This is a genomic window from Micromonospora sp. NPDC049257, assembly GCF_040678915.1.
Lineage (GTDB): Bacteria > Actinomycetota > Actinomycetes > Mycobacteriales > Micromonosporaceae > Micromonospora > Micromonospora antibiotica.
On record NZ_JBFAQU010000042.1, the window covers coordinates 1 to 13,416 of the forward strand.

Here is a 13,416-nt window from a genome sequence, read left to right on the forward strand (position 1 = left end):
GCGGCTCATCCTCCAGTCCGAGCTGGTCGCCAACGAGAACCTGCCGGCGCAGAGCCGCGACCCCCGGGTCGCCGCCGTGCTGGAGTCGCCGTTGCGCCCGCTGACAGCGGGCGGGCCCACCTCGGGGGGCTAGCGTGCCGGATCCGCCAGGTGTGGCCGGTCAGCCCTTCGGCCGGGTGATGTTGACCATCCAGAAGATCCCGAACTGGTCGATGAACGAGCCGGCCTCGTCGCCCCACACCTGTGTGTTGAGCGGCATCGTCACCGTGCCCCCGACCGACAGCCGCTGGAAGTAGCCGCGCAACGCGGGATCGTCGCCGCCGAGATAGAGGGCGACGTTGTTGCCCGGGTGGAACGGCACCCGCTCGGGGACGTCCCAGGCCATCAGGGTGAAACCGTCCGGGGTGGTGAGCACCGCGTGCATGATCTTGTCGGCGGCCATCACGTCGGACGCGCCGTACTCGGTGAACGTGCCGATCTCCAACTCACCGCCGAGGATCTCACGGTAGAACTCCAGTGCCTCCCGGGCGTTGCCGTTGAAGGCGATGTACGGATTGAGCCGAGCGGTCATCTGCTGCTCCTAGGTGGGGATTCCGCCGCGGTCGATCGTCGGCACCTCGATGCCCAGCGCCCGGAGCTGCTGGAACGGGTTCATGAATTCCCGCTGGCGGCGGATCTTTCCATCGTCCAACTCGAACGAGTGGATGAAGTGGTTGCGGTAGTGCCCGGGCGGGTACGCCGGGTAGAGGATCTGACCCTCGCCGTCGCACTCGACCCAGAACCGGTTCGGGTCCTGCGTCTCGAAGATCTCGACGTTCGTCCACTCCCAGTCGGGGAACATCCGCAGCGACCACTCCCCGTGCGCCCGGAGCAGTTCGTGGCCCTGAGAGGCGACCGGCTGGCCGGTGTCGGTGGTCCACAGGCCGGCGCTGCCGTCCTCGGTGAACAGCAGGTAGCGGGTCAGCCGGTTCTCGCCCTTGCGGCTCATGTAGTCGGTGACGGTCGCGCGGTTGCGGGCCCGCAGGTCCACCTGGTCGGTGAACCCCGGAAGCTGGGTCTCGGTCGTCAACGGAAGTCCCTTCTCAGCCGGTGGCGGTCAGGTCAGAACCGAAGCTCGGGGCGGTAGATGTCCAGCCAGGTGCTCAGGTCGAGCACCCGCTCCATGCCGTTGCGGATCTCGATCGGCAGGGCGCCCGACTCACGGGTGATGCCCTCCAGGTAGGCGCGGTCGACCAGGTTGAACACCGGGTCGTCGGTGGCGAGCAGGTCCCTGCACTGCTGCAACAGGGCGCTCGTGTACATCGGGTCGAGCGTGGCCGGATACGGGGCCTTCACCCGGTCGAGAACCGAACGGGGGAGCAGGTCGGCGGTCGCGGCCCGCAGCAGGCTCTTCTCCCGCCCGTCGAACGTCTTCATCGACCACGGGGTGTTGTAGACGTACTCGACCAGCCGGTGGTCGCAGAACGGCACCCGGACCTCCAGACCGACGGCCATGCTGACCCGGTCCTTGCGTTCGAGCAGCATCCGGACGAAGCGGGTCAGGTGCAGGTGGCACATCTCGCGCATCCGGAACTCGTGGTCGCTCTCGCCGTCGACCCGCTCGATCTCGGTGAGCGCCTCGGCGTACCGGTCCCGGATGTAGCTGGGCAGGTCGAGGGCGGCCGTGATGTCGGCGTTGAACCGGTCCGACACCTGGGCCTTCGCGCCGCTGACGAACACCGCCATCCAGGGGAACGTCGCCGCGGCCTGGGCCTCCGGTTGGAAGAACCACCGGTAGCCGCCGAAGACCTCGTCGGCGGACTCCCCGGACAGGGCCACCGTGGAGTGCTGACGGATCGCCTGGAACAGCAGGTACAGCGAGGTGTCCATGTCGCCGAGGCTGAGCGGACTGTCCCGGGCGGTGATCACCGCCCGTCGGACCGCGGGGTCGGCGATGTCCCGGTGGTCGAGGACCACCGACTCGTGCAGCGAGCCGACGTGCGCGCCCACCTCCCGCGCGTACGGGGCGTCGGTGGTGGCGCGCAGCTCGTCGGCGACGAAGTCGTCCTCGCGTCCGGTGAAGTCCACCGCGAAGCTGCGCACCTTCTCACCGCGTTCGCCGAGCTTGGCGGCGGCGAGGGCGGTGATCGCGCTGGAGTCGAGCCCGCCGGACAGCAGGGTGCAGCGCGGCACGTCGGAGACCAGTTGGCGTTCCACCACGTCCCTGAGCAACGAGCGGACGTTGGTGATGGTGGTCGGCAGGTCGTCGGTGTGCGGGCGGCTCGGCAGCGTCCAGTAGCGGTGCTCGCGCAGCCCGGCACGGTCGACGGTGACGACCCCGCCGGGCAGCACCTCGTTCATCCCGCACCAGACGGCGCTGCCGGGCGTCTGGGTGAAGCTGACCAGTTCCCGGATCCCCGCCAGGTCGACGGCACGTTCGGCCAGCGGGTTGGCGAGGATCGCCTTGGGCTCGGAACCGAAGAGCACCCCGTCGTCGGTGCGGTAGTAGTAGAGCGGCTTGACGCCGAGCCGGTCCCGGATCAGCACCAGCTTCTCGACCCGGGAGTCCCACACGGCGAAGGCGTACATGCCGTTGAGCCGTTCGGCGACCGCCTCGCCCCATTCCAGGTAGCCGTGCAGCACCACCTCGGTGTCGCTGCGGGTCCGGAAGCGGTGACCGCGGCGTCGCAGTTCGCCGCGCAGCTCCCCGAAGTTGTACGCCTCGCCGCTGTAGGTGATCGTCACCGTGCCGTCGTCGGTCTGCACCGCCATCGGCTGGGTGCCGCCGTCGACGTCGATCACGGCGAGCCTGCGGTGACCGAGCCCGGCGTGCCGGTCCAGCTGGACACCGGATGCGTCCGGACCCCGGCAGGCCATGGTCGCCGTCATCGCGTCCAGGTCGGCCTGGTGTCGCGTGAGATCCCGATCGTACGAGACCCAGCCTGCAATTCCACACATCTCGTCTACCTGTTCCTCTCGAGCGAACTGTCCGGGTGGTCAGGGTTGAAGGCGACCGGACCGCCACCCGGTGCCGTCGCGGTCGAAGCGCAGCCGACGGTGCAACCGGCCCGGGTCGGACTCCCAGAACTCGACCGAATCCGGCTCCAGCAGGTAGGCCAGCCAGGCATCCGGGCGGGGCAACGGCAGGCCCCCGTCGCCGAGCCGCCGCGCCTGCTCGCGCAACGCCTCCTCGTCGGTGAGGGGTGCGCTCTGCTGCGACGCCACCGACATCGGGTGGGTGGCGACCGGCCGGGCCGTCCACAGGGCGTCGGCCTCGTCGGCTCCCAGCGGGCCGGTCGGCCCGCTGACGACCACCTGGCGGGCCACCTCCCGCCAGTAGAGGACACCCGACGCCCAACGGTTCGCCGCCAACTCCCGGCCCTTGCGACTGCCGGAGTGGGTGGCGAACAGCAGTCCGCTGTCGCGCACGGCGAGGACCTGCACCATCCGGGTCGACGGGCGACCGTCGGCGTCGGCGGTCGCCAGCGCCAGCGCGCCGGGCTCGCGGACGGCGTCCGCCCGCGCCGCGTCCAGCCAGCTCCGCAGCAGCCCCATCGGCTCGTCGGGCGGGGTGGCGAAGACATCGACGCCCAGCTGCTGTGCCGACGTACTCACGACGGGTTCCGGACCGGTCCGAATGCCAGCCCACGGTCGTCGGACGGGCCGGCGTGCAGCCCTTCCACGATGGCCTCCACCTCGGTCATCATCCGCACGGTGGGCGGGTATCCGATCAGCTCGGTGGCCCGGTTCGGCGGCAGCGGCGCGGTCAGGTCGGCGGTGGCGTCCCACAGCATGACCGCGCCCCAGCGGTTGGTCTCCCGGTCGGAGATCCAGAACTTGAGCCGCATTCCGTGCACCCGCTCCCACGGCTGCACGCCCTCCTCGCGCAGGTAGTGGCGCAGTGAGTCGATGGTCTGGGTGGACCCGGCGAGGTCCCACCAGGAGACGGCGGCCTTCATGCGTTCATGACCTCCTCGATGTGTGTCAGCGATGCCAGCAGGTCGCCCAGCACGCGTTCGCCGTCCTGGGTGAGGACCGACTCCGGGTGGAACTGCACCGAGCTGAAGTGGGCTCCGCGTAGGGCGTGCACCTCACCGGTGGTGGGGTCGTGGCTGACGCGCACCTCGCCCGCCCTGGGACTGTGGAACTGCTCCATCCGCGCGTACGCGACGAAGGAGTTGTAGAAGCCGACCCGTGCCGGGGTGCCGAACAGCTCGATCTCACGTTGGACGCCCTGGTTGGGGATGTCCCGCCGCCGTAGCGGCAGGCCGAGGTGCCGGCACAGCAGCTGGTGGCTCAGGCACACCGCCAGGAACGGGGTACGCCGGGCGAGGAGCTGGTCGATCGCCTCGGTGAGGTGGCTCATCCGTGGATCGGCGGTGTCGCGCGGGTCACCCGGGCCGGGGCCGAGGACGACGAGGTCGTGGGCGTCGAACCCGGGGCGGGTGTCGGCCCGGGCCACCTGCACCGCCAGGCCGAGTGCCCGTAGCTGGTGGGCCAGCATCGCGCTGAAGGCGTCCTCGGCATCGACGATCAGGGCTCGGCGGCCGGCCAGGGCGGGCTGCGGCCGCCTGCGGGTCTGCGCGTCGCTGAGCCAGAAGCTCGCGATCGCCGTGTTGCGGCGGTCGAGCGCCTGTCGGATCAGTGGGTGCCCGTCGAGGCGTTCGCCGATGCCCAACGCGGAGAGCACCCCGGCGGCCTTGGCGTGGGTCTCGGCGACCTCGGCGTCGGGATCGGAGTGCCGGACGAGCGTGGCACCGACACCGACCTCGACGCGGGCGCTGTCGTCGGTCTGCGAGGGACGGATGTCGGCGGTGCGGATCATGATGGCGGCGTCCATGGTCCGTGCGCCACCGGCGTCCCGGCCGATCAGGGCCGCGATGCCGCCGTAGTAGCCGCGGCCGTGCGGTTCGTAGCGGGCGATCACCCGGAAGGCGTTCTCCAACGGGCTGCCCGTCACGGTCGGGGCGAACATGGTCTCCCGGAGGATGTCGCGGGGGTCCAGGCTGCTGGGGCCCTCGATGTTGTACTCGGTGTGCGCGAGCCAGGCCATCTGCCGCAGGAACGGGCCGACCACCCGGCCCCCGCTGTCGCACACCCGGGCCATCATCTTGAGTTCCTCGTCGAGGACCATGTACAGCTCGTCGGTCTCCTTGCCGTCGGTGAGGAAGTCGAGAACCTCCGCCAGGACCGGTCCGGTCCTCGGGTAGCGGTAGGTCCCGCTGATCGGGGTCATCGCCGCCACGCCGCCACGCAGGCTGACGTGCCGTTCCGGGGTGGCGCCCACGAACGTCCGGGTGCCGGTGTGCACGAGGAAGGTCCAGTAGGCGCCGGTCTCCCGGGCGAGCAGCCGGCGGAACAGGCTCAGCGCCGTGCGCGGGGAGTACCCCGTGACGGTGGTGACGTACGACCGCTTGATGACGAAGTTCGCGCCGGCACCGGTGCTGATCTCGTTGGCGAGTACCGCACGTACCGTGTCGGCGTAGCTGCCGTCATCGGTGTCGAAGCCGCCGTTGGTGAGGCTGATCGGGTCGTCCGGGAGGTGTTCGAACGCTTCAGCCCTGGTCATCGAGCCCTGTTCGGTCACCGACAGAGTGATCAGCGGTGACCCGTCCATGACGGCGGTGAATCCCCGCTCGGTGATCTGCTGGTGGGGCACCAGCACCAGCGTCTCGTGTAGCGTCTCGTCGCCCGGCCCGGCCTGGTGGATCGGGGCGTCGGGGAGTGGGACGTCGGCGAGCCGCGCGACGGTGCTGATCCGGCCGGACAGGATCTCCACCCGGTCGCCGCCCACCGACTCGGGGCGGTGCAGCAGGGCGAATGCCTCCCGGCCGGGATCGACTAGCTGTCGGAGCAGGCGGGCCGCGTTCACGGGAAGACCTCCTCCGTGGTGGTGACCACCGCGCAACGCGTGGCCGCATAGTCGAGCGTCAACTGGTGGTGGTCGGCGGAGAAGTCACCGATGGCGTCGGCGACGAGGAAGGGCTGGATGTCGTTGGTGAACGCGTCGAGGGCGGTGGCCAGCACTCCGACGTGCCCGTAGACCCCGCAGACGATGAGCTGGTCGCGACCCTGCCGGCGTAGCCGGGTCAGCAGGTCCGAACGGTGGAACGCGCTGTAGCGCCACTTGGTGAGCACGTGGTCCGCCGGTCCGGGCGCGAGTTCGGTGACGATCTCCCGGTCGCCGGGTTGCCCGCTCATCCCGGGACCCCAGATGTCCTTGAGCAGGCCGCGCTCCTGCTCGGTCATGCCTCCGGGCTGGGCCGTGTAATAGGTCGGCACGCGGAGTTCGCCGCACCGCTGGCGTAACCGGACGCAGTTGCGGACCAGCGCCCCGCGTACCGACGGGTCGAACGGGCCGAGGAAGTAACGCTGCATGTCGTGGACGAGCAGCGCTGCCCGGCTGGCATCGGGAGTCCACTGCGCGATGCTGACGGGCAGGTCGCCCGTGGTCGGAAGCGGGTAGGCGGCGATCGGTGTCAGGCCCGGCACGGTTTCTCCTCAGCCCGGTTCGTCAGGGGTGACGTCCGCCAGGCGGAGACCACGGTCTGCGCCTGGCGGGGATTGAGCCGCGGGTCGCAGAGCGAGGTGTACCGCAGGCGGGCCGGCTCGCTGCTGTGCCCGTCGTCAAGGCACTCGGTCACGTCGTCGGGGGTCGTCTCGAGGTGTACGCCGCCCGCGACCCCACCTTCGGCGTGTACCGCGATCTGGAACGCGGTGACCTCCCGGAGGATGGTCGACAGGATGCGCGTCTTACGTCCGGTGGCTGCGGTGACGGTGTTGCCGTGCAGGGGATCGACCAGCCAGACCACCGGGTGCCCGGCCGCGCGTACGGCCCGCACGAGCGGCGGTAGCCGGTCGGCGACCACGTCGGCGCCCAGTCGGGCGATCAGGGTGAGGCGTCCCGGTTCCCGTAGCGGATCGAGCCGTGCGCACAGCGCGAGCAGGTCGACGACCGTCATCGTCGGCCCGACCTTGCACGCGACCGGGTTCACCACCTGGGCGAGGAGGGCGACGTGGGCACCGTCGAGCTGCCGGGTCCGCTCACCGATCCACGGCCAGTGGGTGGAGGTGAGCGCGACCCGGCCGGCGCGGTCACGGCGCAGCATCGGCACCTCGTAGTCGAGCAGCAGTGCCTCGTGGCTGGTCCAGACGGGCGCCCCGGCGGCACGGACGGTCCCGAGTTCGCTGAGGGTCCGTCTCGCCGACCGGTATCCCGCGAGCAGCCGCTGCGGGTCGGGCCGGCGTGCCGGGCGGGTCGCCGCAGGATCGTTGACCAGGTGGCCGCGGTAGACGGGCAGGTCGACGCCGTCGACCTGTTCGGTGGGCCTCGACCGTGGCTTGGCGTACTGGCCGGCGATGCGGCCCACCCGGACGACGGGTCGGCCGGTGGCGGCGCTCATGGTGGCGGCGAGGGCGTCGAGCAGGTCCACCTTGCGCCTGACGTGTTCCGCGGTGCATTCCGCAGGGTCCTCGGCACAGTCACCGGCCTGCAGTACCTGGGCGTGCCCGGCGGCGACGTCGGCGAGTGAACTCTGGAACGTGGGAAGTGACTCCGCCTCGATGAGTGGAGGAAGGCTCGCCAGGACGTCGCGGATTTGCGCGACCTGCGCCGGGTCTTCCCATTCAGGTTGCTGCTCGGCGGCCTCGACCGGTGGAACATCGAGTGAGATGGCGTTCACACTCTCTCCCAACCTCGGACATCTCGGCATTCGCTGGTTACTTCGGGTGTGGCCCGTAGCCGATTAGGCTGGCTAATCGGCTACGGGCTCACTTACCGACGTGCGGTGGAGTGCGTGAGGGGGACGTGGTCAGTGGATGGGCAGATCAGCTGTGCGGCGGGTAGGGATTGTCCTGGATGTAGAGCCAGGTGCCGTTCAGTTGCTGGCGGACGATGTCGCAAAAGTTCCCCGAGAAGCTCACCCGGGTGCCGTCGGGCCCGTCCTGTTCGAGTGTGTAGGTGCCCATCACGGACGCTGAACGGCCAATCACCTTGTTTCCGACGCGTGTTCCGCCGGCCTCCACGATCTGGAGCGGGCTGACCTGGAGGATCGGGTCTGATTCGAACCACTCGACGTAGAATGCGCGAATGGCGGCATGCCCGCGAATGACCGATCCGTCCCAGTCGATGATGGCTGCCTCGCGCTCCTGAAGCGCGACGATCCCGTCCACGTCCTTCGCCACGATCCGCTGACCGAGGAGGTTGATCAGCTCGGCGGGGCTCTGGGCGCCGGCCTGGAGGGCGGCGGTGTTGGTGGCGGGGGTCGGTACGGCGGTGGTGGTCGGCGCGACGAATCCGGGCACGCGGGCATGCGCCCGGTGGTCGATAGAGTGATTCGCGTGTGTCTGCTGGGGATTGTTCGTGTCGGTTTGGCCATAGGCGGAGTTGGCCCCGAAGAGCGTGCCGGCGGCCAGCAGGATGCCGCCGGCGGCGACAATGGGTATCGTGCGCTTGATTTCGTGCATGACTGTCTCCCCCTAATTGGAAGTGGTTACTAGGGTTTGAGTCGCTCATCTGACCGTCATTTACGGGCGCGTTTCATGGTCCCCGGTTTGTCGTTCCGGCGGCCTGATGGCATTGATACAACAGCCCGCATCTGGCTCTGTCAAGACACATTAAGCTCGGGCGGCGACAATATTTCAACATCATGAATCGCTTGGTGGGACGTTGTGCTGCTGACTCGTGCTTACTACCAGCCAAAACGCGAACCCTCGATTTTCTCCTTCCGGAAGGATGCCCCCAAAACGCGCCGGCCGAAGTTGGCGACTACAGTTGCGGATCTTGGACTCGTGGTGGCCTCACGGCGTTTTGCGAATTCCGTCGCGCAGGTGATGTCACGTGTCGTGAACCGGGCATAAATACCGGATGACGACAGCCGGGCTGGAACTCAAATGAGAGTGATGGTCCGATTCGGACGGTGCCGCCGGTGTGCTGCCACGGCCTGGATCCCCGCCCCTGCCACCGCCCGAGGGGCCGACCGGTACCCGGCCGGCCCCGCCCTCACGACGTCCGCTAGTGCCCCGAGCCGCTGCGCAGTGGGTGGCTCGCTGCCCCGGTGCCCACCCCCGGGCGGCAGGCCGCGACCTGCCGGGGCTTGCGGACGGCGGTGCGGGCATCGGGTGCCGTTGTGTGCTGCACCGTGCGGAACGCGTGGGCGAGCATGCACGTGGTGATCGTGTGGTGCCAGGCGGTCCAGGTGCGCACCTGGTACTGGTCGAGACCGATCAGTTCGTCGCCGGGTTGCTCCGGCTGTCCCGCGCGGTGTCGCCGCTCCGCCGCACCGATCAGGACGGACGCGGGTGTGCGGCGGCGCGCGTGGGCCACGAAGTAGGCGACATCGTGCGGGTTGTCGACCGACCGCCGTACCATGAGCGACTGGGCGAACCCGCGGGTGGGGACCTCGCCACCGACCAGCAGGCTGCCGCCGAGCCCGACGAGCGCCCAGTCGTGCGTGCGTCCAGTCGCCCGTTCGGTCCGGCGGTGCCAGTAACTGTCGGCGATGTGGCCGAGGATCTGTTCGGGGCCGGTCGTGGTGGACGACCTGGTCGCACCGACCCTGATCAGGGGTAGCGTCGCCGGCACGGCCGCGATGTACGGCAGGGCGCGCTGCACGCACCAGTCCCGGACCTGCGGATGTTGGGCGTATCCGTCGTCGAGGCTGACCCAGCTGAACGGCACCGCCGCATCCACTGCCTCCGCCAGCAGCTCGACGGCCTGCTCCGGCCGAGAGGCGTACGCGACGTCGGCGGGAATGCCCGCCTTCCTGCGGCGCACCGAGTCGGCGATCCAGGTACGCGGCAGGTGCAGCCGATGCCCGACGTACGCCGTCCCGGCGGGCGCGGCGTACGCCAGCATGACCGCGACCTGGCAGTTCTCGATGCGGTTGGTGAGCGTGCAGTGCTGCGGTCCCACCCCGACGGACTTGTCACCCCGCTTGATCACCTGGGCGTCGCGGATGACGAGCATGGCGTCCGGGTCACCCAGGTGCTCGATGACGTACGAGCGGACCTCGGCCTCCAGGGCGTCGGCGCTCCACGCGCCCCGCGACAACAGCGCCTGCATTCGGCCCGGGTGGCTGTGCCCGGCCCGTTCGGACAAGGACCAGCAGTTCTTCTTCGGCAGGTCCGACAGCAGCCCTTCGACCAGGTCGTGGAAGACGACGCGGGGCTCGGGGCGGGCGAACACGTGCCCGACACGGTCCGTCAGTTGTCGCAGTCGCGACGCCCAGCCGGGGGGCAGGCTCTTGGCCACCGGGGTCACCCAATCTGCCAGCTGCCCGCGCCGGACGAACCGGCACGAGCAGCGAGCGTGGCGAGGTCGGCTCAGGCGACGGCGGTGCCCTCGAGCTCGACCAGCTGGCCGGGGATCGCCAGGCGCGTCACCCCGAGCATCGTCGTGGTCGGCGCGACACCCGCAGACCCCAGTCGCCCGGCGAGCACGCCGTAGTGGGGGAACAGTTGGTCGACGTCGGTGGTGTAGACGTTCAAGCGGATGAGGTTCGCCAGGGTCATGCCCGCTTCCTTCAGCACGGCCTCCAGGTTGTCGACGCACAGCGCGAGCTGCGCGGCGATGTCGCCATCGTGCTCGGGCTTGCCCTCCGGGCTCATCGACGTCTGCCCCGAGACGTACAGCGTCCGGGTCTGACCAGAAACGATCTCACCCTGGTTGAAGCCCATCTCGAGGGACCAGTTCACCGGGTTGACCGCGATACGCTCTGCTGCCACAGTTACTCCTTAGACTCAATTGAGGACGAGCTCGGTCGAGGACGTGTTCGTCCCGCAGCCCGAACAGGCGGCATGTCGAGCTCCTGCCGACGAGTGTCACAAGTAATCACGACACCCTGTGTCAGGTATTCCGGGCGGTCCGTGGCTAGAGTTGTCCCGTGCGCGCCGATCGGCTTGTCTCGCTGATGCTGCTCCTCCGCCAGCGTGGTCAGCTGACCGTCGACACCTTGGCGCGGGAACTCGAGGTCTCCACGCGTACGGTGCTGCGCGACGTCGAAGCGCTGTCCGCCGCCGGCGTGCCCGTCTACACCGAGCGCGGCCGCCACGGAGGCGTCGCTCTGCTACCCGGCTTTCGTGCCGAGCTCACCGGCCTCAACCACGACGAGACGCTGGCCCTGGTGACCGCTGCCTCCGCCCGGGGTGAACAGGTCTTCGGTCTCGGTGCCGCCCTCTCCTCGGCCATCCGCAAGGTCGTGGACGCGCTGCCCGACGGCCACCAGGTCACCGTCAGCGATGCGGCCCAACGACTACTCGTGGAGCCGGAGACCGATCTGCTATCCCGCCGGCAGGCTGCCCGAGACGTCCCTGACAGCACCATGTTGACTGTGCGGCGTGCCGTGGTCGCCGGTAACCGGCTGCGAATCCACTACGCGGCCCGTGACCAGAGCCCACTGTGGCGCACTGTCGACCCGGTAGGCCTGGTAACCGTCCGCGACCGGATGTATCTGCTCGCGACCCGCAACGGCGAAGACCGCACCTACCGGTTGTCCCGGATGCTGGCCGCCGAGGAACTTGACGAACGGGCGCAGCGCACCGATCACATCGATCTCGACTTACTCTGGAAGCAGCGGTGCGCGCAGTTCCTGTCCGCCGACCACATCTCGGTGTCGGTCAGGGTCGCCCCGATGTGGCGTGAGGAACTACTGGCCAGTGCCGTGGCCGTTCGGGCCGAAGAGCCCGACACGGACGGCTGGCTGCGCCTCAACGTCACCTTCGAGAACCTGCGGCATGCCATCTGGGCCGTATGGCAACTCGGCGCCGATGCGGAGGCACTCTCCCCGCCCTCCCTCCGGGCCGCTCTGGGCTGCCGGGCGGCGACGATCGCCGGCCTCTATGACAACTCCCGGGACGCCCATCGTCACGCGAGTGCTGCCCCGTCCCCGGGCGACCGGTGACAGTACGGGTTTGAGTGGGCCTGGCAGTGCTCGCAGGTCGGTCTTCGGGGTCAGATCTCGCCGTCGTCGAGTCGGCGCAGCGTGCCGTCCGGCATCATGCGGTGACGCCGTGGCGGTTCCATCCTCTGCAGGATTCGTTCCATCAGGTCGTCGCGTTCCGCCTGTTCCCGGCCGGTTGGGTCGGCGACGTGGAAGCCGTGCAGGGGAACATCGAACGGGTCGATGTCGTCCGGGTCGGGTCGGCCCTCGAGGATGAAGCCGAAGAACGCGCGTAGGGCCTGCTCGCCCAGTTCCAACGGGTGGAAGGCAAGAGGGTACGGCTCCTCGGAGAGCACGGGCTCGACGGGGTGTTCGCCCGCCCAATATGGCATTTCGAAGTCGTAGGGCTCGCCGATGTTCTCCCCGATGCCGGCGACCGGCGAGATGCTCAGCGAGCGGAGAAGTTCGCCGTTCTCCCACACCGCGAAGCACAGCGAGTCGGAGACCGAGTGCATGCCGTGCATGATGATCCGCCGGCCCTCCGCGGCGCGCAGCAGCCAGGCAGGTATCTGTGATGGGAGAGCACAGACGAGCCGGCGGTCGCAGAACAGCTCGGCACCAGCCAGGACGGTCGCATAACTGGTGTCGTCCGGCGGACAACTGTGGTCACCGAGCGAACCGTCACCGATCGGTGTCACCTCGGAGCCGGGATGCATCCCGCGCACAAGGTCGATGACCTCCGCTGGGCGCGACCGGACCGCTCCCCGCAGAGCAGGGCGCAGACCACCCTCGGTGAAAGCGAGCAGTGCGGTACGCGCACCCATCGGTCGTCCGCTCCCAGTGCCAAATGATCACTGCAGACTACACCCCACTTTCGCCCCGGTGAGGCGGCTACAGGCCGTCCACGCTCAACGCCACGCAGCGGTATCCGCTTCCCGACAAGACCAGGGATTCTCTTGATTGGCCGACTGCGACGTTGCGTGACGCGCGGTCAGCGGCATGTCCGTGCGTCGATTCGATGTGCGGCGGGTGAGCGATCTCCGGTGGGGTTCGCCGGGCTGCCAGGAGGTTGTTACGTCGGGTACAGCCGGGTCTGTGTGCTCGCGATCCGCGCTGTCTGCTCTTCCTGGACATGACGGGCCACGCGTAGGAAGTCGAGGATGGTGGCGAGTTGCTCGGACGTGTATCGGCCTAGCGCCTCGGAACCCGCGACGCCGACCGGCGCGTAGATCTGGCGTTCGGCGCCACGGGCGGCATCGGTGGCCGCGACGAGGACCCGCCGCCTGTTGTGCGGGTCCGCGATCCGGTCGGCGAGTCCGGCGCGCTGGAGGCGGTCGATGACCGTGGTCGTGGCGGCCGGGCTGAGGCTCAGCGCATTGCTCAGCTCTCCGGCCGACAGCGGCTTGTCGCCCTCCAGTAGCAGGTCGAGTGCCCGCAGATCCGTGCGGTTGATCTCCAGCGCGGCGGCTGCGGCCTCGTCGAACGCGTCGATGCTCTGCTGCAGCAGCCGCAGATGCGTGGCTACGAGACCAATCAACTCACGTTTCGACATTCGAAC

14 protein-coding genes are annotated in these 13,416 nt (G+C 69.2%); 1 reads left to right on the forward strand and 13 read right to left on the reverse strand.

Annotated elements, in window-relative coordinates:
- Positions 1-160 precede the first annotated feature (160 nt).
- The 11 genes from AB0K25_RS30715 to AB0K25_RS30765 all read right to left on the reverse strand — a co-directional run bounded on the left by AB0K25_RS30715 (position 161) and on the right by AB0K25_RS30765 (position 10,656).
- Positions 161-571 carry a VOC family protein gene (locus AB0K25_RS30715; protein ID WP_219463448.1) on the reverse strand — a complete coding sequence of 137 codons (411 nt, stop codon included), beginning with the start codon at positions 569-571 and terminating at the stop codon, positions 161-163.
- A 9-nt stretch (positions 572-580) separates the two neighbouring features.
- Entirely contained in the window at positions 581-1,069 is a 489-nt protein-coding gene (locus AB0K25_RS30720) for a PhzA/PhzB family protein (RefSeq protein WP_219463446.1), read from the reverse strand.
- A gap of 32 nt (positions 1,070-1,101) precedes the next feature.
- Positions 1,102-2,937, reverse strand: a complete 1,836-nt coding sequence (asnB, locus tag AB0K25_RS30725; RefSeq protein ID WP_219463443.1) for an asparagine synthase (glutamine-hydrolyzing) — start codon at positions 2,935-2,937, stop codon at positions 1,102-1,104.
- Positions 2,938-2,976: 39 nt separating this feature from the next.
- Positions 2,977-3,594 (reverse strand): phenazine biosynthesis FMN-dependent oxidase PhzG, encoded by a 618-nt coding sequence (gene phzG / locus AB0K25_RS30730; RefSeq protein WP_219463441.1) that lies wholly within the window; start codon positions 3,592-3,594, stop codon positions 2,977-2,979.
- A complete protein-coding gene (locus AB0K25_RS30735) occupies positions 3,591-3,938 on the reverse strand; it encodes a hypothetical protein (protein ID WP_219463439.1) in 348 nt (115 codons plus the stop codon). Before AB0K25_RS30735 ends, phzG begins: the two co-directional genes overlap by 4 nt.
- Positions 3,935-5,851 (reverse strand): anthranilate synthase family protein, encoded by a 1,917-nt coding sequence (locus tag AB0K25_RS30740; RefSeq protein WP_219463438.1) that lies wholly within the window; start codon positions 5,849-5,851, stop codon positions 3,935-3,937. The genes AB0K25_RS30735 and AB0K25_RS30740 overlap by 4 nt, the downstream gene beginning before the upstream one ends.
- Positions 5,848-6,471: an isochorismatase family protein gene (locus tag AB0K25_RS30745; RefSeq protein ID WP_219463436.1), complete on the reverse strand. Its 624-nt coding sequence runs from the start codon at positions 6,469-6,471 to the stop codon at positions 5,848-5,850. Before AB0K25_RS30745 ends, AB0K25_RS30740 begins: the two co-directional genes overlap by 4 nt.
- Complete coding sequence (locus AB0K25_RS30750; protein WP_308290838.1) at positions 6,459-7,661, reverse strand: 3-deoxy-7-phosphoheptulonate synthase; 1,203 nt, start codon at positions 7,659-7,661, stop codon at positions 6,459-6,461. The genes AB0K25_RS30745 and AB0K25_RS30750 overlap by 13 nt, the downstream gene beginning before the upstream one ends.
- 145 nt (positions 7,662-7,806) lie before the next feature.
- Positions 7,807-8,445 (reverse strand): hypothetical protein, encoded by a 639-nt coding sequence (locus AB0K25_RS30755; RefSeq protein ID WP_357537485.1) that lies wholly within the window; start codon positions 8,443-8,445, stop codon positions 7,807-7,809.
- Positions 8,446-8,992: 547 nt separating this feature from the next.
- The gene (locus tag AB0K25_RS30760; RefSeq protein ID WP_363823908.1) at positions 8,993-10,231 is read right to left on the reverse strand and encodes an IS701 family transposase; all 1,239 of its coding nucleotides are present in this window, start codon (positions 10,229-10,231) and stop codon (positions 8,993-8,995) included.
- A 71-nt stretch (positions 10,232-10,302) separates the two neighbouring features.
- Positions 10,303-10,656: a RidA family protein gene (locus AB0K25_RS30765; RefSeq protein WP_219470155.1), complete on the reverse strand. Its 354-nt coding sequence runs from the start codon at positions 10,654-10,656 to the stop codon at positions 10,303-10,305.
- Between the two features lie 206 nt (positions 10,657-10,862).
- On the opposite strand from AB0K25_RS30765, the gene AB0K25_RS30770 reads away from it, so the two are divergent.
- On the forward strand, positions 10,863-11,879 hold the full coding sequence (locus tag AB0K25_RS30770; RefSeq protein ID WP_219463425.1) for a WYL domain-containing protein: 1,017 nt from the start codon (positions 10,863-10,865) through the stop codon (positions 11,877-11,879).
- A 50-nt stretch (positions 11,880-11,929) separates the two neighbouring features.
- Here AB0K25_RS30770 and AB0K25_RS30775 read toward each other — a convergent pair whose 3' ends face one another.
- Both AB0K25_RS30775 and AB0K25_RS30780 read right to left on the reverse strand, forming a co-directional pair.
- Positions 11,930-12,574 carry a hypothetical protein gene (locus AB0K25_RS30775; protein ID WP_255597646.1) on the reverse strand — a complete coding sequence of 215 codons (645 nt, stop codon included), beginning with the start codon at positions 12,572-12,574 and terminating at the stop codon, positions 11,930-11,932.
- A gap of 356 nt (positions 12,575-12,930) precedes the next feature.
- Positions 12,931-13,410, reverse strand: coding sequence for a MarR family transcriptional regulator (locus AB0K25_RS30780; RefSeq protein ID WP_219463421.1), 480 nt, complete (start codon positions 13,408-13,410; stop codon positions 12,931-12,933).
- Positions 13,411-13,416 lie beyond the last annotated feature (6 nt).

Excerpts from the sequence above, each read along its gene's own strand:
- AB0K25_RS30715 (WP_219463448.1), bottom strand. The coding sequence starts at position 571 with ATGACCGCTCGGCTCAATCCGTACATCGCCTTCAACGGCAACGCCCGG.
- AB0K25_RS30780 (WP_219463421.1), bottom strand. The coding sequence starts at position 13,410 with ATGTCGAAACGTGAGTTGATTGGTCTCGTAGCCACGCATCTGCGGCTG.
- AB0K25_RS30775 (WP_255597646.1), bottom strand. The coding sequence starts at position 12,574 with ATGCATCCCGGCTCCGAGGTGACACCGATCGGTGACGGTTCGCTCGGT.
- AB0K25_RS30755 (WP_357537485.1), bottom strand. The coding sequence starts at position 8,445 with ATGCACGAAATCAAGCGCACGATACCCATTGTCGCCGCCGGCGGCATC.
- AB0K25_RS30735 (WP_219463439.1), bottom strand. The coding sequence starts at position 3,938 with ATGAAGGCCGCCGTCTCCTGGTGGGACCTCGCCGGGTCCACCCAGACC.
- AB0K25_RS30765 (WP_219470155.1), bottom strand. The coding sequence starts at position 10,656 with ATGGGCTTCAACCAGGGTGAGATCGTTTCTGGTCAGACCCGGACGCTG.
- asnB (WP_219463443.1), bottom strand. The coding sequence starts at position 2,937 with ATGTGTGGAATTGCAGGCTGGGTCTCGTACGATCGGGATCTCACGCGA.